The sequence below is a fragment of the Sphingopyxis sp. BSNA05 genome, assembly GCF_013265645.1.
Taxonomy (GTDB): domain Bacteria; phylum Pseudomonadota; class Alphaproteobacteria; order Sphingomonadales; family Sphingomonadaceae; genus Parasphingorhabdus.
The window spans coordinates 17512-37020 of sequence record NZ_PYIA01000123.1 but is presented as its reverse complement, the minus strand read 5'-3'; the positions used below and the strand labels follow the sequence as shown (position 1 = coordinate 37020).

Annotated in this window: 17 protein-coding genes, 1 tRNA gene and 5 pseudogenes; 13 read left to right on the top strand and 10 right to left on the bottom strand. The window is 58.4% G+C overall.

Annotated elements, in window-relative coordinates; genetic code table 11:
* Positions 1–176: 176 nt before the first annotated feature.
* On the bottom strand, positions 177–527 hold the full coding sequence (locus C8024_RS14825) for a hypothetical protein (RefSeq protein WP_173206590.1): 351 nt from the start codon (positions 525–527) through the stop codon (positions 177–179).
* A complete protein-coding gene (locus C8024_RS14820) occupies positions 517–705 on the bottom strand; it encodes a hypothetical protein (protein ID WP_123906281.1) in 189 nt (62 codons plus the stop codon). Before C8024_RS14820 ends, C8024_RS14825 begins: the two co-directional genes overlap by 11 nt.
* Before the next feature lie 140 nt (positions 706–845).
* Between C8024_RS14820 and C8024_RS14815 the strand changes: the two are divergent.
* Together C8024_RS14815 and C8024_RS14810 are read left to right on the top strand one after the other, a co-directional pair.
* A pseudogene (locus C8024_RS14815) lies at positions 846–1497 on the top strand (helix-turn-helix transcriptional regulator).
* Between the two features lie 56 nt (positions 1498–1553).
* Complete coding sequence (locus tag C8024_RS14810; protein ID WP_173206588.1) at positions 1554–2216, top strand: MBL fold metallo-hydrolase; 663 nt, start codon at positions 1554–1556, stop codon at positions 2214–2216.
* On the opposite strand, the gene C8024_RS14805 is transcribed toward C8024_RS14810, so the two are convergent.
* Both C8024_RS14805 and C8024_RS14800 read right to left on the bottom strand, forming a co-directional pair.
* Positions 2213–3031 carry a hypothetical protein gene (locus tag C8024_RS14805; RefSeq protein WP_173206585.1) on the bottom strand — a complete coding sequence of 273 codons (819 nt, stop codon included), beginning with the start codon at positions 3029–3031 and terminating at the stop codon, positions 2213–2215. The two genes, C8024_RS14810 and C8024_RS14805, sit on opposite strands and share 4 nt — an antisense overlap.
* Before the next feature lie 18 nt (positions 3032–3049).
* Positions 3050–3445: an MAPEG family protein gene (locus C8024_RS14800; RefSeq protein ID WP_100093643.1), complete on the bottom strand. Its 396-nt coding sequence runs from the start codon at positions 3443–3445 to the stop codon at positions 3050–3052.
* 212 nt (positions 3446–3657) lie between these two features.
* Between C8024_RS14800 and rpmF the strand changes: the two genes are divergently transcribed.
* The 4 genes and pseudogenes from rpmF (at position 3658) to C8024_RS14780 (ending at position 7047) form a co-directional block, all read left to right on the top strand.
* On the top strand, positions 3658–3837 hold the full coding sequence (gene rpmF / locus C8024_RS14795; RefSeq protein ID WP_100093644.1) for a 50S ribosomal protein L32: 180 nt from the start codon (positions 3658–3660) through the stop codon (positions 3835–3837).
* A 52-nt stretch (positions 3838–3889) separates the two neighbouring features.
* Positions 3890–4932, top strand: a pseudogene (gene plsX / locus C8024_RS14790) (phosphate acyltransferase PlsX).
* Positions 4929–5897 (top strand): beta-ketoacyl-ACP synthase III, encoded by a 969-nt coding sequence (locus C8024_RS14785; protein WP_173206582.1) that lies wholly within the window; start codon positions 4929–4931, stop codon positions 5895–5897. Before plsX ends, C8024_RS14785 begins: the two are co-directional and overlap by 4 nt.
* Before the next feature lie 265 nt (positions 5898–6162).
* Positions 6163–7047 carry a helix-turn-helix transcriptional regulator gene (locus tag C8024_RS14780; RefSeq protein WP_173206579.1) on the top strand — a complete coding sequence of 295 codons (885 nt, stop codon included), beginning with the start codon at positions 6163–6165 and terminating at the stop codon, positions 7045–7047.
* Between the two features lie 13 nt (positions 7048–7060).
* Here the strand turns inward: C8024_RS14780 and C8024_RS14775 are convergent.
* Positions 7061–7135 (bottom strand) — tRNA-Val (locus tag C8024_RS14775).
* Between the two features lie 43 nt (positions 7136–7178).
* A complete protein-coding gene (cpdR, locus tag C8024_RS14770; RefSeq protein WP_100093648.1) occupies positions 7179–7556 on the bottom strand; it encodes a cell cycle two-component system response regulator CpdR in 378 nt (125 codons plus the stop codon).
* A gap of 137 nt (positions 7557–7693) precedes the next feature.
* On the opposite strand from cpdR, the gene C8024_RS14765 reads away from it, so the two are divergent.
* The gene (locus C8024_RS14765) at positions 7694–8581 is read left to right on the top strand and encodes an N-formylglutamate amidohydrolase (protein WP_173206576.1); all 888 of its coding nucleotides are present in this window, start codon (positions 7694–7696) and stop codon (positions 8579–8581) included.
* 224 nt (positions 8582–8805) lie between these two features.
* Here the strand turns inward: C8024_RS14765 and C8024_RS14760 are convergent, their stop codons facing one another.
* Both C8024_RS14760 and C8024_RS14755 read right to left on the bottom strand, forming a co-directional pair.
* Positions 8806–9591, bottom strand: coding sequence for a SapC family protein (locus tag C8024_RS14760; protein WP_173206573.1), 786 nt, complete (start codon positions 9589–9591; stop codon positions 8806–8808).
* A gap of 50 nt (positions 9592–9641) precedes the next feature.
* Positions 9642–11058, bottom strand: a pseudogene (locus C8024_RS14755) (FAD-binding oxidoreductase).
* A gap of 183 nt (positions 11059–11241) precedes the next feature.
* On the opposite strand from C8024_RS14755, the gene C8024_RS14750 reads away from it, so the two are divergent.
* Complete coding sequence (locus tag C8024_RS14750; protein ID WP_173206570.1) at positions 11242–11742, top strand: hypothetical protein; 501 nt, start codon at positions 11242–11244, stop codon at positions 11740–11742.
* 107 nt (positions 11743–11849) lie between these two features.
* Complete coding sequence (locus tag C8024_RS14745) at positions 11850–13232, top strand: DEAD/DEAH box helicase (RefSeq protein WP_173206567.1); 1383 nt, start codon at positions 11850–11852, stop codon at positions 13230–13232.
* Positions 13233–13258: 26 nt separating this feature from the next.
* Here C8024_RS14745 and C8024_RS14740 read toward each other — a convergent pair whose 3' ends face one another.
* Positions 13259–13864, bottom strand: coding sequence for a hypothetical protein (locus C8024_RS14740; RefSeq protein ID WP_173206564.1), 606 nt, complete (start codon positions 13862–13864; stop codon positions 13259–13261).
* 128 nt (positions 13865–13992) lie between these two features.
* Positions 13993–15419 (bottom strand): annotated as a pseudogene (locus C8024_RS14735) (sigma-54-dependent transcriptional regulator).
* A 304-nt stretch (positions 15420–15723) separates the two neighbouring features.
* Here C8024_RS14735 and C8024_RS14730 point away from each other — a divergent pair.
* From C8024_RS14730 to C8024_RS14715, 4 genes and pseudogenes are all read left to right on the top strand, one after another.
* A pseudogene (locus C8024_RS14730) lies at positions 15724–16853 on the top strand (NAD(P) transhydrogenase subunit alpha).
* 10 nt (positions 16854–16863) lie between these two features.
* The gene (locus C8024_RS14725; RefSeq protein ID WP_066743604.1) at positions 16864–17160 is read left to right on the top strand and encodes an NAD(P) transhydrogenase subunit alpha; all 297 of its coding nucleotides are present in this window, start codon (positions 16864–16866) and stop codon (positions 17158–17160) included.
* A 103-nt stretch (positions 17161–17263) separates the two neighbouring features.
* Complete coding sequence (locus C8024_RS14720; protein WP_173206598.1) at positions 17264–18706, top strand: NAD(P)(+) transhydrogenase (Re/Si-specific) subunit beta; 1443 nt, start codon at positions 17264–17266, stop codon at positions 18704–18706.
* Between the two features lie 35 nt (positions 18707–18741).
* Complete coding sequence (locus tag C8024_RS14715; protein WP_100093658.1) at positions 18742–19437, top strand: aspartate/glutamate racemase family protein; 696 nt, start codon at positions 18742–18744, stop codon at positions 19435–19437.
* Positions 19438–19509: the final 72 nt, after the last annotated feature.

Genomic DNA, 19509 nt, shown 5'->3' with positions numbered 1-19509 from the left:
CCCTGTCGAGATGGCCCCGGTTGAAAAATATCCGAAGAGCCCGCTCCGGTGGCCATTCCGCCATTGCGGTCGGTGGAGTCGGTCGAAAGCGATCCGCAAGCCAGCCGGCAGGCCGACATGGATGCGGCGTTGAAGGCTGCGCTCGGCACATTGGAAAAATGACCGCCCAACGCTGATCATCTTCCGTCTCTCGGGGGCTCCACGGGATCAATGATCGACAGGGCCTCGACCAGCAATCGCTTGTCGCTGTGGTCGGTGACCAAAATATCTGCGACAAAATGGCCGGGAATCGAGAATTCATGGTCCGGCAGCGTTGCGGCCAGCCTTTGCATTTCTGCAGGTTCGGCCGCCCCGTCCCCTTCAACCGCGAAATAGTGGCGCGTGCCGGAAAAGGTGATACTCGCCCAGGGACGTTCGCGTTTCAGCGTGACGCGAGCATGGTCGCCGGCCAGCGCTGCCATCTGCCGGGTCAGCAACGCACCGGGATCGCGAAGGCGGGCTCTCCGCCGCGCATGCTCAGCCGGCATGTTCAGTCCGCCACATTTGCATGAAATTTTCCGCTCGCTCCGAAATGGTTCGTCCGGGCTGGCGTCCGTTGCGCAGGTCCTGGACAAAGCGCGGATCGCGAACCGATAATCGTCCGAATTTCGTCCAGGACATGTCGGTTTCACGCAGGAATATCTCGATTTTTCGCAATAGTGGCACCCTTGACCTCCTTCTCGCTGCCGGTCGCTCGCTCTGGCGACTCGTTAAATAGGGAAAATCCTATTTGAAATGAGATTTCCTACATGTCTAGGAAAATTCCTATTGCCAATTTCGGCCAGTACCACTATGTTGCGGTCATCATGTCGGACGATCCCCGTGCCAATCTCGAACATCTGATCCACAAGAACGGGCATGGTTTTGCCGCGATCTCGAAGATGCTCGGCAAGAACGCAGCCTATATCCAGCAATATATCCGCCGCGGTGTCCCTAAAAACTGGACGAGGATGACCGGCGCAGGCTGGCGGAATTTTTCGGTGTGGAAGAGCGGTTGCTCGGGGCTCCGGCCATACGCGAATCCCGTCGCGCAGGTCGGGACGCGCGGGATGGCCTGCTGCGAATCAGGCAGTTGCAGGTCGGCGCATCGGCTGGCCCGGGATCGCTGGCAGATGACGAATATGCCGAATCGATGGGTTTCGGCCCCAAATGGCTCCGGCGACTGGGCGTCGATCCTGCGCATTTGTCGCTGATCGCGGTCGACGGCGATTCGATGGACCCGACGCTGGGCGATGGCGATGATATCATGGTCGACCACAGCGCTGCTTCCCGGCCCTTGCGCGACGGCATCTATGTGCTGCGCATGGATGACGTGTTGCTGGTCAAACGTATCGCCATGGGCCTTCGGGAAAACTCTCGATCCGCAGCGACAATCCGCAATATCCGGACTGGGAAGATGTCAGCGCGGAAAGCGTGAACATCATCGGGCGGGTGGTATGGACGGGACGGCGGCTATAGCGGCTCTCCATTTTGGGGCCTTGCAAGTTGCGCATCGCGCCGCCAAATAGCCTGTCATGACAGAAGCACCCCTCAAGGCCGTGATTATTCCGGTCACTCCGCTCCAGCAGAATTGCACGCTCCTCTGGTGCACCAAGACCAACAAGGCCGCATTGAGCGATCCCGGTGGCGATTTGAACCGGCTGAAAGCGGCAATCGAGGAGCATGGCGTTGATCTGGAGAAGATCATCATCACCCATGGCCATCTCGATCATTGCGGGCAGGCGGGAATGCTGGCCGAAGAACTGGGTATCCCGATCGAAGGGCCGCACAAGGATGATTTGTTCTGGATTGACCAGCTCGACAGCGATGGCGCGCGCTATGGCATGGAAGCGAAGAGCTTTGTCCCCGATCGGTGGTTGAATGACGGTGACCAGGTGACCGTTGGCGATCTGGTGCTCGATGTCATCCATTGCCCCGGACACACGCCGGGCCATGTGATTTTCTATCATCAGCCGTCAAGGCTGGCGGTGGTCGGCGATGTGATCTTCCAGGGTTCGATCGGCCGCACCGATTTCCCGCGCGGCAATCATCAGGATCTGATCAACGCGATCACCCAGAAGCTCTGGCCGCTCGGTGACGATGTGACTTTCATCCCCGGCCACGGCCCGACCAGCCAGTTCGGCTATGAACGCAAGACCAATGCGTTTGTTGCCGATGACGTGCTGGCGGCGCGCTAGACAGTGCCGCTATCCTCGGCTGCGGTTTCACCGCCGGCGAAGAGTGACAGGTCGGTGGACATGAGTTCATCGAGCAGATCGCGTTTCTGAACAAATTTGTTGGCCATCTTTGTGTCCTTGGCGAGATGGGGCTTCAGATAGGGTAGCGCTTCGAGAGGATCCCGCTTCGCCAGAGTCTCCCAGATTACCATTGCGGTGATCAGCATCCGTTCGTTCAGATAACCCTGTCGCTCATATTGCCAGCCTTCGTTGCTGGCCGCGAAATTCCATGCGCTGGTAGCCATGAAGATTCCGAATCCCAGATAGACCGAACAGAGATCGGTTGTCAGTTCGTGCACTTCCCAGCCACCCGGTGGCGCTGTTTTCGCCGTGCTCATAAGATAATGGGACAGCTCATGGGCAAAGGTCGCGATCAGTTTTGCCGGATCGCCAAGCTGGGCGGGATTAAAGCTGATCTGCGCATAATATTCCCCGTCATCGGCTTTCAGTAACCGATATTCCCCCGCTGGCGCATGGCTGTCATGTTTGACCATCTGGCCCGACTCCAGGATCATCTCGCGTGTCTGGTCGCCTTGCACCAGCCTTGTGGGCCAGTCGCCCATTCCGGCCAGCATTTTTACCTGCTCGAAAATCTTCTGCGCTTTCCGGGACGGGTCGGTACTCGTCTTGGGAAAGAACGATTCCTCAGGCAGCACCAGCCGGTTGGCCGGATGCCTCTCGATCCCGCCAAATTCCATGATCAGCCATTTGAAGCTGGCGAGCTGCCAGTCCCACTCGTCTGTATCGAGCGGACTTTTGGGTCCGAACAGCCCCATCGTTCGCCAACCCGTTAGCTAGGCCGAGAGATAGGGAATGCTAACCGCGTAAACGCCAAGACCGAGCAGCACCAACATGGTCACAAGCGTGCCGATCATTCGGCCCTTGCCGAATTTTCCGTCATCCATACCGACCCCATGGGCGACGCGACCGAGCAGATAGAGGCCACTGACGATCCACAGCCATGTCGGAGAAGTTGTGCTGGCGAGTTCTATCGCCGCGACGAGCAGTACGACAAAGGGGGCGCTCTCGATATAGTTGCTGTGCGCGCGCATTCGGCGGATGACTTTCTCGTTGCCGCCGTCACCGACGCTGACTTTTTCGCTGGCCCTGACCTGCCCGACGCGGATCATCAGCCAGATATTTATCAGCGCTGCTGCGCCCGCCACGGTCAATGTTATCGGTAAAATCATCTTGTCCCCCAAATATATGAAAATTATAGGCCTGCTATAGAAGCACAATGCTTGCAACGCACAGGAAAATCATTATACGCGCCATTTCGCGTGCAATCTGTTGAACCAAGGCCAAGCGATTCTCTGCAAAATCAGAGACTGTTTGTCAGACTTGGCCGATCAGCATATTGAGCATGCTATGGATTTTTAAATTTTAAAGAACAGGCTTAGCAATGGCTGTACCTAAAAGAAAAACGACGCCCTCCAAACGCGGTATGCGCCGGTCACATGATGCTTTGAAAGTCGAAGCCTATCAGGAATGCCCGAACTGCGGCGAATTGAAGCGTCCGCACCATATGTGCGGCAGCTGTGGTCATTATAATGGCCGGGAAGTCTTGGCCGCCGATCTTTAATCGGCTAGTCTCTCGGCTTCTGACGCGCAATCAAGGGGAATAGCTGGTGGGAATGAGGCCGCGAATCGCGATTGATGCGATGGGCGGAGATGAAGGCCCGCGCGTTATGGTTGCAGGTGCCGCGCTTGCGCGACACCGTCACGCCGGCTTTCAGTTTCTTTTCGTTGGTGACGAAACGCAGATTCGCGAAGCGCTGAAGGAGCATCCCAATCTCAGCGCTGCGTCCGAGATCCTGCACGCACCGGATGTCGTGTCCGGTGACGACAAGCCAGGCCAGGCGCTGCGCGGTTCCAAGACAACATCCATGGGCATGGCGGTCAATGCCGTAAAAAGCGGCGAGGTCAGTGCTGCGGTGAGTGCCGGCAACACTGGTGCGCTGATGGCCATCGCCAAGCTGGCGCTGCGCACCATGCCGGGTATCGACCGGCCGGCCTTGTCGGCTTTGCTGCCGACGATGAAGGACACGGACGTGGTGATGCTCGATCTGGGCGCCAACACGGAATGCAACAGCCGCAACCTCGTGCAGTTTGCCGTCATGGGGGCCGCCTATAGCCGCATCATGCACGGCTTTGATCGTCCCAAGGTGAAATTGCTGAATATCGGCACCGAAGAGGCAAAGGGAACCGGCACGATCCAGGAAGCTGCTGCCACGCTGAAAGGCGCTGGCGGCCTGCATATGGATTTTCTCGGCTTTACCGAGGCTGACAAGATTTCGACCGGTGAAGTCGACGTGATCGTGACCGACGGTTTTCCGGCAATGTCGCGCTCAAGGCTCTTGAAGGTACCGCGCGCTTTGTTACTGATCTGCTGAAGCAGAGCTTCCTGAGCAGCCTGCGGTCAAAAATCGGCTTTCTGATATCCCGCCCGGCGACGGAAATGTTGCGGGGGCATCTCGATCCCAACAATCACAATGGCGCCGTGTTTCTGGGTCTCAATGGCGTGGTCGTCAAAAGCCACGGCAGCGCGGATGCAAAAGGCGTGGCCAATGCCGTCGAAGTGGCGGCGCGGCTGGTCGAGGACAGCATTCTCGAGCGGATCAGCGAAGATCTGAAGACAATCAGCGAAGCAGCACCGGTAGCCGAGGTAGCAAAATGAACGATGCCTCCAGACGGTCTGTCATCAAGGGAACCGGTTCGGCACTGCCGCGCACCCGCGTTTCCAATGCCGATCTGGCCAAGCGTGTGGACACCACAGACGAATGGATCGTCGAGCGCACGGGCATAAAATTCCGGCATATCGCCGAGGATGATGAAACGACCGCCACGCTCGCCACCGAGGCCGCGGACAAGGCGATGAAGGCCGCTGGTTTCAGCGCCGCTGACATTGATCTGATCATCGTTGCCACCGCCACCCCCGACCAGACTTTCCCGGCAACCGCCACGATCGTTCAGGATGCACTGGGGTGCAACGGCTGCGTCGCATTTGACGTCGCTGCCGTCTGCTCCGGTTTCCTTTACGCGCTGTCCGTGGCGGACAGCATGATCCGGGCCGGCAGCGCGCAAAATGCGCTGGTCATCGGTGCGGAAACCTTCAGCCGGATACTCGACTGGGAAGACCGGGGAACCTGTGTCCTCTTTGGCGACGGGGCCGGCGCGATCGTACTGGCTGCCGAACAGGGGGACAAAGGCGTTCTGGCCACTCGCCTGCACGCCGATGGGGCGCACAACCAGCTTCTTTATGTTGATGGCGGCGCCGGTACCACCGGAACCGTCGGCAAGCTGCGCATGAAAGGTCGCGAGGTGTTTCGCCATGCGGTCGTCAACCTGTCTTCGGTGCTGAAAGAGGTGCTGGAGGAGTCCGGCGAATCGGTCGACAATGTCGACTGGGTCGTGCCGCACCAGGCCAATGCCCGGATCTTGGATGCCACCGCCAAGAAGCTCAATCTTCCACCGGAGAAGGTGATCAAGACCGTCGATATGCATGCCAACACGTCGGCGGCTTCGGTTCCGCTGGCTCTTGATACCGCCGTTCGGGACGGTCGAATCAAGGCGGGAGACTTGCTGGTTCTGGAAGCCATGGGCGGCGGTTTCACCTGGGGCGCATCGGTCATTCGCTACTGAACGCGCTGCCGCGGTTCGCGAATTAACCATAATTGACATATTCGTCGCCGATTTTACATCCTTGTCGAAAGCCAGTTGAGCGAAATGCACTTCGGCTCCTAGCTTGGAACCATGGAATATCCGGCACCCAATAGTCTGAAGATCGCGGCGCCGTTTCTTTATCGCGCCTATCTCAGCTGTCATGCCCTCCAGGCCCGCAAGCCGCAGCTGTTGAGTGCGCTGTATTGTTCCGAGGCGGAACTGCGCGATCCCGGCTATCAACTAGATGACCAGGCGATTGCCAGCCTCTGCGCTGCGGCCCAGGAAGAACTCAATTGCACGGACATCCATTCGGAAATCGGCAGCAAGATGGTGCCACGGGGCTTTTCCGACCGCGGATTTTCGGCTTTTTCCAACCCAGTTCGGTGAAGCCCTGCTTCATCTTGTCGCAGAACAAAGGCTCGGCGGCGACAAGCCGGTTGTCAAACTGCTGCCGCTTTCATCCGGTGACCGGCTGGTCTGGAATTCGGACAAGCCGGTTTCTCCGGACCTGGTCCACATCATTTTCGCGCTGGTCCACCAATGCGGAGAAGTACTGGCCGAGGGCCGGTTCAGAACCGTAAAGGCCGCGCATTTCGCTCACCGCCGGCCCGACGGCTTCCGGGGGTTCCCGAGCGAAAATTCCAGCAGGGCCCCGATTCCCTGCCATTTCAATCGCCCATCCACCTATCTCGAATATCATCATATGGCGATGTCCATGCCGATCCAGCGCCACAACCCGGCGATCGTTTCGGCGGTCAGGCGGCAGGAGGCCTTTTTCGCACGCACCCGATTCGAGCGGGAGAATCTCGCGAAACTGACCTACGAATATCTCTTGTATCTGCTCGACAAGTCCGGGCTCAGCCTTGATGCGGCTGCGATCACTTTCGGCATGGCGGAGCGCACGTTGCGCCGCAAACTGGTCGCCGAAGGCTTGTCCTACCGCCAGCTGCTGGAGCAGGTCCGGCGCGACACCTGCCATCTCTATTTCCTCGAAGGCACGCGGAATCTTTCGGAAATAGCCGCCAAGCTGGGCTATAGCGAATTGAGCGCATTCACCCGCGCCTATACCAGCTGGTACGGGCATCCGCCGAGTCAGGATACCGGCAGCGCGATCGCGCTTGCTGCCTGAATTGTGTGGAAAATGGTGGGCGTAGAGAGAGTTGAACTCCCGACCCCTTCGATGTCAACGAAGTGCTCTACCACTGAGCTATACGCCCACACTGGAGGCCCTCTAGCCAGCCGTTTCGACTGGCGCAAGGCTTAATTCAGGTCGCTGATACTGTCGGGCTCGAACAGCCGGTCCACCTCCATAACCAGATCGCGCAAATGGAAGGGCTTGGACAATATTTTCGCCTTCGGAACCGATTGTCCTGCGCGCAATGTCACGCCGGAAAAGCCGGTGATAAACATGACCTGTGTCTCCGGGCAGACCGACGCACAATGCTGGGCCAGCTCGATTCCGTCCATTTCAGGCATCACGATATCGGTGAGCAGCAGATCGAACTTCTGCTCGGCGAGCAGCGGTATCGCAGCGGTTCCGCGGTCTACAGCGACAACTTCATAGTTGGCTTTCTCCAGCGCCCGTGTAAGATGCTCACGCATCGCCCGTTCATCTTCCGCGAGGAGAATCCGAATCATTGTGTCGCGCCTTCCCGAATATGCCTGATTACAGGCCTGCCTTTATGCCGAGGCCGGTATATAAGTGCAAATCGGTTAATTTTTTCCGAAGATATTGAATATTTTGGCGATGAAAGCTGCTTTTCCGGGGATCGAATATGGCTAATCCCGTCCCCGGCCAGGCAGAGTCGCCGGCATCCATTCATTCCCTGTCCAATCTCGAGGCGCTCCGCTTCCCGGTGCTGGTCAGCGTGCCCCATGCCGGTCGGGAATATCCGCCGGAACTTCTCGACAATCTGAATGTCCCCGCGTCCCATTTGCTGCGGCTGGAAGATCGCTATTCGGATCGGCTGGCGGCCGCGGCCATCGCATCCGGCTTTCCGGCAATCATTGCCCGTAAACCGAGGGCCTGGATCGACCTCAATCGCAACCGCTCGGAAATCGATCCGGATATGGTGATCGGGATGGATCCATCGCAGACTGGCCAGATGAGCAGAAAAGTGAGGGGCGGCCTGGGCTTGTTGCCGCGCCGGCTGCACGGGGCGGGAAACCTGTGGCGGAACAAATGGTCCCACCAGCATGTCGTGGACCGGATCGAGAAAGATCACGAGCCCTATCATTTGATGGTTGCGCATCAGCTCGACCGCATTCGCTCTACATTCGGGTGCGCGCTTCTGCTGGATCTGCATAGCATGCCGCCTGTCCTGGACGACAACAGAAGAAAGATAGGATTTGTTCTGGGTGACCGCTTCGGGCGTAGCTGCGAATCGCGCTATGTCGAGCTGGCCGCGGAGCATTTCCGGAGACAAGGCCATTCTGTCCAGACCAACCATCCCTATTCGGGCAGCTATATATTGGAGCGGCATGGCAATCCGTCGCGCAATATTCATGCATTCCAGCTGGAAGTGGATCGTTCGCTCTATCTCGACTCGTCAATGCGCGAGCCGACAGCCGCAGCCGGATCGATCGCGGAGCTGATCCGCAACTGCTGCGCGATGCTGGCGGAACAATTGACTGGTCAGGACCAGCTCGAAGCGGCGGAATGAGGGATTTTCCATAAAAAACCACCTCGCCGGTTCGGCGAGGTGGCCAAGGTTCAGGGAGGTGGCATTCGGAAGGAATGCCGGTGCCGATCCGATCGGGGGATGCGAACCGGTACATCGTCAATGTGGGCCTAGTCGCATCGAGTTGCAAGACCCCCGACGCGGAAAAATGACAATGAAATTTGCCTGCTTCGGCCAAACCGGTCGAAGCAGGCTGCTTTGTGCGGTTAAACCTGTACGGAAGGTGCTTCGGTAACCTGTGGCATCTTGCCGGCAGCAACCTGTTTCGCAAATACTTCGCGCATCATCTGTAGCGAGAAGAGATGGGCATAGATCAGCGGCAAGATACCGTTCTGGTTGATCTTGCGAAGTTCGTCACCACGCAGATCGCGCAGTTTCTCTTCGTTGACCATCTTGAAACCGCGATAGACGAAAGGCTTTTCAACGCCGGTCTGCTGGATGGAGACTTCGCCGTCCATCAACAATCCCATCTTGTCCAGTTCCTGCACGAACTGACCGGTCCGCTGGCCAGCCTGTTCGAATTGTTCGCAGAAATTCAGGATGTTCTTTGTGGTTTCGCTGGGCTGATCATTGTCGAACAGCGCGTCGCCTTCCTTATAGTCACCAATGGCGTCGGTCGTCGGATCGAAACATAGCGACAGTTCTTCGGCTTCCGGACGCAATTTCGCGAGCATGAAGGGATAACGGCGGACATAGGCCGGAACATAAGCGGGTTCGCTGAACTGGCCTTCGTCATTCATGAACGTGTTCACGCCTTCGTTCAGACCCATGAGAATCAACGGAACGCTGTTGTTGCCGACCGAAAAGACAATCGGATAGTTGCGCGCTGCATTGATGAACTCGTCGGTGGTGATAGGGATGGCGTGCTGCGACTGCATGAAGGATGCATTGTCCAGCCCCTTGACTTTCCACGTGGCATGTTCGTTGGAATTCAGCGGAACCAGGTCCTTGTAGAACATTGGTAGGGCCTGTGCGTTCGGCGTGCTCGCCATAGTTATATTCTCCGAAAATTACTGTTGAAACCGAATAGTTGTCTTGCGCTTTAAGAGCCAGACTGACCGGACGCAAGGGGAACGAGTTTGCCCGGGTTCATAATGTTCTTGGGATCAATCGCGGTTTTATCGCGCGCAGCATCGACAGCCGTGCATCGGAAGACAGGCGTTCCAGTTCCGCCCGCTTGTTTTGCCCGATTCCATGTTCTGCTGAAATCGATCCGCCGGCTGCGATGACGAGGTCATGGACCAGCGGCGTTATCTGCGTCGCATAGTCCCGCATCCATTCTTGCGGTTGTACGCCCGCTGGCGCCTTGACGTGAAATGGACATTTCCGTCTCCCATATGGCCAAAAGCGGCGACTTTCGTGCCAGGAAATTTGCCTTCGACAACCGGGGACGCCTCGTTGATGAAACGGGCCATGCCGGGTACCGGCACGCTGATATCATGCTGCAGGGCCGGCCCGTTGGCGCGCTCGGCTTCGGCAATCGAATCGCGGATTTTCCAAAAATCCTCGGCCTGCTGTTCGCTCGCCGCGAGAGTTGCATCCTCTATCAGGTCCAGTTCCATCGCTTCGGCCAGCAGGCTTTCGGTTATGGACCCGGGATCCTTTGCATCCGGCTGATCGCGCACGATCTCGATCAGGACATGCCAGCGATGGCTCCCTTCCAGCGGCGCGCGGGTGCCGGGAATGTGGCGCAACACCGATTCCAGGCAGGTTTCCGGGATGATCTCGAAACCTTCAAGCGATTGGGCTGTCCGTTTGTTGAGAAAACGGAACAGTTCGTACGCGGCGTCTGTGCTGTCGACCGCGGCCCAGGATACGCAGCGATCCACCAGCGCGGGTACGGTCTTGAGGGTCGCGGCGGTGACGATGCCCAGCGTGCCTTCTCCGCCGACGAACAACTGCTTCAGGTCATAGCCGCGATTGTCCTTTTTCAGCGCCGCGAGTCCGTCAAAAATACTGCCGTCGGGCAGCACGGCCTCGATTCCGGTGACCAGCGAGCGCATGGTTCCGTGGCGGAGCACCTGGGTGCCGCCGGCATTGGTCGAAACCAGGCCGCCGACCGTGGCCGAGCCTTTGCCACCGAGAGTCAGCGGGAATCTCTGCCCTTCGGCCGCCAGCGCTTCGTGCAGATTCTGCAATATCACGCCAGCGTCGCACAGGACCAGCTGGTCCTCGGCCGCTATCGTGCGGATCCGGTTCATCCGGCGGAGCGAAAGCAGGATCGACTGGCCGCCGCTGTCAGGTGTTGCCCCGCCCACCATGCCGCTGTTTCCGCCCTGCGGCACGACAGCCACGGCGTTTGCGTTGGCGATCCTCAGAATTTCAGCCGTTTCTTGCGTGTTCGCCGGAGAGATCATGGCCAGCGCGGCACCCGTATATCGACCGCGCCAGTCGGTGAGCCAAGGCGCCATGTCATCACCGGCCCGGGTGAATCCTTTCGCCCCGACAACTGCCTGCATTTCTTCGAGCCATTCTGCCTTTTTGGCATATTCCAATTCCTCTGCGGTCGTGCCACCTGTTCGCTATCGCGGCTCCGCCCTGCCAGGGGATCGCCCGGATGGTAACAGATGGAAAATTCTCAGTTCATGCAATATTCAATCACTGCTGATATAGGCAAGGCAAGGGTTAGTTAAGGGATTATGGTGAGCCTGTCACTTACAGCAATATTGCTGCTCTCTGTGCCGGATGCGCGCGAGATGCAGCCGGTAGAGATTCCGTCTGCAGACTCGGCCATGGTCCATGTGGAGGAGCGGCCGCTGCTCCTTGCACAAGTGCGAATCGAGAAGCGGGTGATCATACGCGTGCCTCGCCGTCGCCCCGCGCCGCTTGCACCGATGGCGGATTTTTCACGCGAAACCGTGCAAAAGACCTATCGCGAAAAGAAAATGGGCAAATGCGTGCCGATGAACAATATACTCGGCGTGCAGATGTTTTCCGACCGCTATCTCGACCTGATCACTAAGGATCGCAAGAGAATCCGGGCCCTGCTCGAGGACAAATGCCAGGCGCGCAGCTTCTATTCGGGTTTCTATGTCGAGAAAACGGATGACGGCAAAATATGCACCGGCCGGGATATCCTCCACTCGCGAACCGGAGCGAAATGCGAGATCGACCGGTTCCGGGAACTGGTGCCGGAACGCTAGACCAAGCGAGAAAGCTTGACAAATCCCGGATATGCGATCATTGCCCGGCACAGCCCGAGAGGCTAAGACAGGGTGCAAGGTTGCATCCTATATTTTCCGGAACCACTATGAAATTTGCCGATATCGGCCTGTCTGAAGAACTGCTGAAATCCGTAGCCGAAGCTGGCTATGACGAACCGACGCCGATTCAGGCGCAAGCCATCCCTTCCGTCCTGATGATGAAAGATATCATCGGCATTGCCCAGACGGGCACTGGTAAAACGGCGAGCTTCGTGCTGCCGATGATCGACATTCTCGCCCATGGCCGCTCGCGTGCCCGCATGCCGCGGTCCCTGATCCTCGAGCCGACCCGCGAACTGGCCGCTCAGGTTGCCGAGAATTTCGAGAAATATGGCAAGAACCACAATCTCAGCATGGCCCTGCTTATCGGCGGTGTTTCGATGGGCGACCAGATCAAGGCGCTGGAAAAGGGCGTCGATGTCCTGATCGCCACACCTGGACGGTTGATGGATCTGTTTGATCGCGGACGTATCCTGATGTCGGGCTGTGAATTGCTGGTCATCGACGAAGCGGACCGGATGCTCGACATGGGCTTCATTCCCGATATCGAATCGATCTGCTCGAAACTGCCATCGACCCGCCAGACGATGCTGTTCTCGGCGACGATGCCGCCGCCGATCAAGCGGCTGTCCGACCAGTTTCTCAACAACCCGAAATATATCGAGGTTTCGCGCCCGGCAACGGCCAATACCTCGATCGACCAGTCGCTGATAGAAGTCGCGCCAAAGGGCAAGCGCAAGCTGCTCGTCGACATCCTTGACAATGAGGGCGTCGAAACCGCGATCATATTCTGTAACCGCAAGACCGAAGTGCGCGATCTGTGCCAGAGTCTGCGCAAGGACGGCTTTGATGCCGGACAGATTCACGGCGACATGGACCAGAGCTCGCGTCTCGCCGAACTGGACCGGTTCAAGTCGGGGGAAATCAATATCTTGTGCGCTTCCGATGTTGCGGCCCGCGGGCTGGATATCAAGGGCGTCAGCCATGTCATCAACTATGATATTCCATGGCATCCGGATGATTATATCCACCGGATCGGTCGGACCGGCCGCGCTGGCGCTACCGGCGTTGCGATAACCTTCATCACCCGAAGCGATGCCGAACATGTCGATAGTATCGAAAAGCTGACCGGCATGAAGATCGCCGTTCGCAAGGAACGCAAGGCCGGGACTGGCGGAAAAGCGACTGAAAAGACCGACAGCGAACCGGCGGCGCCAAAACCGGCACGGGCAAAAGCCCCGCGCCGCGATGATGCTCCGAAAAAGGCGCGGCAGGATGATCGCCCGAAGAAGCCGCGGCGGGACGATGCCCCGAAAAACCGGTGTCAGCCGCCAGGTCTGAAGAGAAACAACCGCCGGTTGTTCAGGACAGCAAGGATATCGATGACGGCTGGAACGGCCCGATGCCGAGCTTTCTGGAAGCCAAGCTAAACCGCTAGGATATCAGCAGGCTGGCGCTATTGCAGCGTCAGGCTGTCGAGAATAGCCACGGCCAGCGGATCTGTCGCCTTTGCCTGATCGGCGGAATAGGTGACCTCCGCCTGGACCATCGTGCCGTCCGGCTTGCGGAGCAGCCGCTGGCTGGATTTCAGGCCGTTGGTCAATATTCCCGAAGCGCGATATTCATTCTTGCCGATGGCGCCGCCATCCATGGCTTCATTGCCATCCTCGACATTTTCGACCGCCTTGCTCCAGGCCGCGTCTTCGCGGTTTTCGACCCAGCTGACGGCCAGTTTTGCGCCGCTTGCCGTTTCGGTAAACACCCGGCCATTGTCGTCGCTGGCGGATTCGTCAACCGTCCAGCCACCGGGCACCATGATGGTGTAACCGCGCAAGGCGTTGGTATAGCTTTCCATGCTGGTGAGATCGACGGCCGCTGTCGCGCCGTCGCCTTCCGCCGCTGCCGCTTCGTCGCGGATCGCCTGGCTTGCAGCGTCTGCCTGTCGCGCCAGTTCCTCGCTCGACGGAACATCGCCGACCGCTTCCTGTTTTCCGCAGGCCGAAAGGAGCAGTGCCAGCGTCAGGGCGGCACCGAATGGAAGATTTGGAAGCATGTTTTTCATATCAGCCAGACTTAAGAGCAGCGAGGCGAAACATCAATGGCGATGTTGGAGAGGGCAGCAATTGCCGAAGCCCCGATGCTGTTGGAAAATGGCCGAAAATGTCAAATTCCAACAGGCGCTCTGAAAAATTATGCCGCGTTATCAATACCCAGGTCGGCCAGCTTGCGATAGAGAGTCGATCGTCCGATGCCCAGGCGGCGCGCGACTTCGGTCATCCGGCCGCGATAATGGCCGATGGCGAGGCGGATCACATCGGCCTCGATTTCTTCCAGCGGCCGCAAATTGCCGTCTTCGCAATAAAGGGTGATGCCAATGCCTTCCGGACTGTTCATCAGATGCGGTTCGGCATCCCCGGATTCGGCGACAAAGGACGCGATCTGCGGAAATTCATCACAACTCAGCGCATTATGGTCGCACATGACCGCGGCGCGGAACAGCACGCTCTGCAGCTGGCGGACGTTGCCGGGCCAGCGATAGCTGCGCAGCAGGTTCAGCGCCTCGTCGGTAATGCCGAGGCTGCGCAGGCCGGGCTGCAGCGCGAGGCGGGCCAGGAAATGGCGGGCCAGAGCCGGAATATCGCCGGTACGATCGCGCAACGGCGGAATGGTCAGCTGGACCACGTTCATCTGATAATAGAGATCTTCGCGGAAATTGTCCTTTTCCACCTCCCGCTCCAGCTTGCGGTTGGTCGCGGCGATGACACGGACGTCGAGCTGGAAGCTGTTCGGGCTGCCAAGCGGCTGGATATCCGAATGTTTCAGGAAACGCAGCAGGCGGACCTGGGTTTCCGGCGGGATCCGGTCGACCTCGTCGAGGAAAATCGTGCCGCCCTCGGCTTGCTGGAGCAGACCGATCTTGCGGTCGAAAGCACCGGTAAAAGCGCCCTTTTCATGACCGAAAAGGATCGAATCGAGCAGATTTCCGGTAATCGCGCCACAATTCAGCTTCAACATCGGCATTTTAGCGCGCGGACTGGCGGCGTGAATGGCATCGGCAATGACTTCCTTGCCAACCCCGCCTTCGCCTTCGATCAGCACCGGCACCCGGGCACGGGCAGCCTTGGCGGCAATCGCCAGCGCCGCGCGAAAGGCCGGGGCCGCCCCGACGATTTCCTCAAATTCCAGCGGCACCGAGATTTTTCGGTGAGCGGGCGCAACTCGCCGTCCTCGCGCGAGGATTCAACGGCGGCGTCGAGCGCCTTGAGCATCAGCTCGGGGGCTACCGGCTTGATCAGATAGTCGGTGGCGCCGGCCCGCACGGCGTCGACCGCCTCGGCGATCGAGCCGACCGCGGTCAGCATCAGGATCGGCAGGGCAGGGCGGCGGGCTTTCAGTTCGGCAATCAGTTCGGTGGCTTCCGAACCCGGTACCCAATGGTCGAGGATGATCGCGTCGAGCATCATCCCGTCCTGCGTCCCGAGCGTCGCTATCGCGGTTTCCGCGTCGCGCGCGTAGATCGTGCGAAATCCCACGCGCGAGGCCAGTGCCGAAATCAACCGGCATTGCGCCGGCTCATCATCGATAAGCAGCAGTAACTTTGTGCCGTTTTGTGCCATTTTTTCCCGATTGTCCCACAATGAAGCATTTTCATAGCGGCAACCGGTAAAGAGCCGATTAAAGGACAGACATTTATTCTATCCAAAATGACGGTGGGTAGGACTTGAGCAGTCGCTAATATGCGGTTAGACCTCGCGCCAGTTAAGAACGAGAAATGGGGACATCATGACATCCGATAATAATCTGGGCCCGGCCCAGGAAACCTACACAAGCTTTTGTCGATGCTGAAAGTCGGCACGATCCTGACCGCCATCGTGGCCATAGTGGTGGTTATACTCATTTCCTAACGGATTGGAATCAAGTGTGAAAATTGCGGTATTGAAGGAGCTCGCCGATGGCGAAGCGCGCGTGAGTGCGTCCCCCGAAACGGTCAAGAAGTTCATTGCCCTGGGTGCCACCATGGCTGTCGAGAAGGGGGCGGGCGAAACTGCCGCCGTCGCCGATACGGATTATACCGATATGGGCGCAACGGTCGGCACGCGGGCTGCCGTCCTGAAGGATGCCGACATCGTGCTGGCCGTTCAGGGTCCCGATCCGCAATCGCTGAAGGGTATGAAAAAAGGCGCCTGGCTGGTGGCCAGCCTCAATCCTTTCGGCGAGCGCGAACGGGTCGACGCTTATGCCAAGCTGGGCATCGATGCGCTGGCGATGGAATTCATGCCACGGATCACCCGCGCGCAGTCGATGGATATCCTGTCATCGCAGTCCAATCTTTCCGGTTATAAAGCCGTCATTCTGGCCGCCAATGAATATGGCCGCGCCTTTCCGATGATGATGACCGCAGCGGGCACGGTGTCCGCCGCGCGCTGTTTCGTCATGGGTGTCGGCGTTGCCGGATTGCAGGCGATTGCGACGGCCCGGCGTCTGGGCGCACAGGTCAGCGCGACCGACGTGCGCAGCGCCACCAAGGAACAGATCCAGTCGCTCGGCGCGAAACCGATTTTTGTCGAATCGGTCGAAGGCATCGAGGGCGAAGGCTCGGGCGGCTATGCCACCGAAATGAGCGAGGAATATCAGAAGGCGCAAGCCGAACTGGTGTCCAGCCATATCGCCAAGCAGGATATTGTGATTACAACCGCATTGATCCCGGGCCGCGCCGCACCGCGCCTGATTTCCGACGCGCAGATTGCGACGATGCGCAACGGCAGCGTGATCGTCGATCTGGCGGCCGAGCAGGGCGGCAATGTCGAAGGCGCTGTTGCCGGCAAGGTCGTCGAGAAGCACGGCGTGAAGATTGTCGGTGCGCAGAATATTCCGGCGATGATGGCCGCCGACAGCTCGGCGCTGTTTTCCCGCAATCTCTATAATTTCCTCAGCGCTTATTGGGATGAAGAGGCCGGCGCCCGGTTCTGCCCGATGATGATGAGGTAACAATTGGCATACGGCTTACCAAGGATGGCAAGGTCGTGAACGAGCGCCTTCTGGCGAACTAGGGGGTTAGCAATGGATTTTATCTCAATTCTTTCAATTTTCGTGATGGCCTGTTTTGTCGGCTATTATGTTGTCTGGTCGGTGACTCCGGCCTTGCACACGCCGCTGATGGCGGTGACCAATGCGATCTCTTCGGTGATTATCGTGGGCGCGCTGATTGCGGCGGCGGCGGGATCGCAGGCGGATGGCGGGCAGACCGCCAAATGGCTGGGTCTGGTTGGCGTTGTCTTGGCCAGTGTGAATATTTTTGGCGGCTTTGCCGTGACCGAGCGGATGCTCGCAATGTATAAGAAAAAGGAGCGCAAATAATGGGTGCTTCTTTTGATCGTCGCCCCAGCGCAGGCTGGGGCCTAAACCAAGGGCGCCGTATCGCATCGATAGCGGGTTGGATCCCAGCCTTCGCCGGGATGACATTTTTGCCGCTTCCCCGGCGCTTGCTTCGTCCGGTGAACCGGTAAACCCCTGGGTTGCAGCGGCCTATCTGATTGCGGGTGTGCTTTTCATTCTCGCGTTGCGCGGCCTGTCATCGCCCGAATCGAGCCGTACGGGTAACCGGTTCGGCATGGCCGGGATGTTGATTGCCGTGGTCACGACCTTGTGGACCCACAGCATCGCCAGCCTGCCGGAAATTGCCGGTGCGATCGCCATTGGTGGTATCATCGGTTTTGTGACCGCCCGCCGGATCGCGATGACCGATATGCCGCAACTGGTTGCAGCCTTCCACAGCCTGGTCGGTATGGCCGCCGTGCTGGTCGGTATCGCTGCCTATCTCAATCCCGGTGCCTTTGGCATATTGGATGCGACGGGTGAAATATTGACCGTGAGCCGCGTAGAACTGGGCCTCGGCGTCGCCATTGGTGCGATTACATTCTCCGGTTCGGTTATCGCCTTCCTGAAACTCAACGGCAATATGTCGGGCGCGCCGATCATGCTGCCGCTGCGTCATGTCATCAATCTGGGCGTACTTGCCGGAATCATCGGTCTGACCGCTTATTTCGCCATTGCCCCCACCGTTGGTACGGGCGCGATCTTCTGGACCATCGTCGGCCTCAGCTTCCTGATCGGCTTCCTGCTGATCATCCCGATCGGCGGCGCGGATATGCCCGTGGTTGTGTCGATGCTGAACAGCTATTCCGGCTGGGCCGCAGCGGCGATGGGCTTTACACTCGGGAATACCGCGATGATCATTACCGGCGCGCTCGTGGGTTCGTCCGGTGCGATCCTGTCCTATATCATGTGCAAGGCGATGAACCGCAGCTTCATCAGCGTGATCGCGGGCGGCTTTGGTGCTGACAGCGGTCCGTCGGAAGGCGCGGCCAAGATCGACCGTCCGTGGAAACGCGGTTCGGCCGAGGACGCCGCCTATATGATGAAACAGGCCGAGAATGTGATCATCATTCCGGGCTACGGCATGGCCGTGGCGCAGGCCCAGCACGCGCTGCGCGAAATGGGCGACATGCTGAAAGAACAAGGCGTCAGCGTCAAATATGCGATCCACCCGGTTGCCGGTCGTATGCCTGGTCATATGAACGTGCTGCTGGCCGAAGCCAATGTCCCCTATGACGAGGTGTTCGAGCTGGAAGATATCAACAGCGAATTTGCCCAGGCCGATGTGGCCTTCATTATCGGCGCGAATGACGTGGTCAATCCGGCGGCGAAAACCGACAAGGGATCGCCGATTTACGGCATGCCGGTGTTCGATGTCGAGAAAGCCAAGACGATCTTTTTCGTCAAGCGCTCGATGGGCGGCGTCGGCTATGCCGGGGTCGACAACGAGGTCTTTTATATGGACCAGACCATGATGTTACTTTCCGACGCGAAGAAAATGTGCGAAGAAATCGTAAAGGCGCTCTAGACGCCGACTTCGATTTTTCAGGGAATGTAACATTAATGCGTAAAATTGGCCTGATTGGCGGGATGAGCTGGGTGTCGACCGCCAGCTACTACACGCGGATCAACCGGATCGTGCAAAGCCGCCTCGGCGGCTTTGCCAGTCCGCATATGTTGATCGAAAGCGTCAATTTCAGCGATTATGCCCGGCTCCAGTCGGACGATGACTGGGATGCGGCCGCCGGTCTGATGACCCGGTCGGCCAAGCGTCTGGAAAATAGCGGCGCCACCGCGGTGCTGATCTGTTCCAACGCGATGCACAAGATCTATGACCAGGTGCAGCCCGAAGTGGGTATTCCGATCCTGCATATCGCCGATTGTGTCGGTGACAGGATGGTCGCCGACGGTATCAAGTCGGCCACGCTGATCGGTACGCGCAATGTGATGACCGAGGGCTTCTACCGCAAGCGGCTGGTCGGCAAGGGCATCACCCTGTCGCCGCCGGACGAGGAGCGGGTCGAGGAGATCGACCGGATCATTTACGAAGAGCTTATGTTCAACCAGGCCAAGCGCGATTCCGAACGGACGATGAAAACCTATATCACCAATATTGCCAAGCAGGAGATAGAGGCAATCGTGCTGGGCTGTACCGAGCTGGATCTGATCGTCGATACCAAGGCGAATATCCTGCCGATCTACGACAGCACCGAAATCCACGCCGACGCGGCGATCGAATGGATTCTCGCCGAGGGCTAGTCCCGTCTTCCGCTGATTACTGACATTGGTGTCAATGCCCTTGGCATCACCGCTTTTTGCGGCATTATCTCG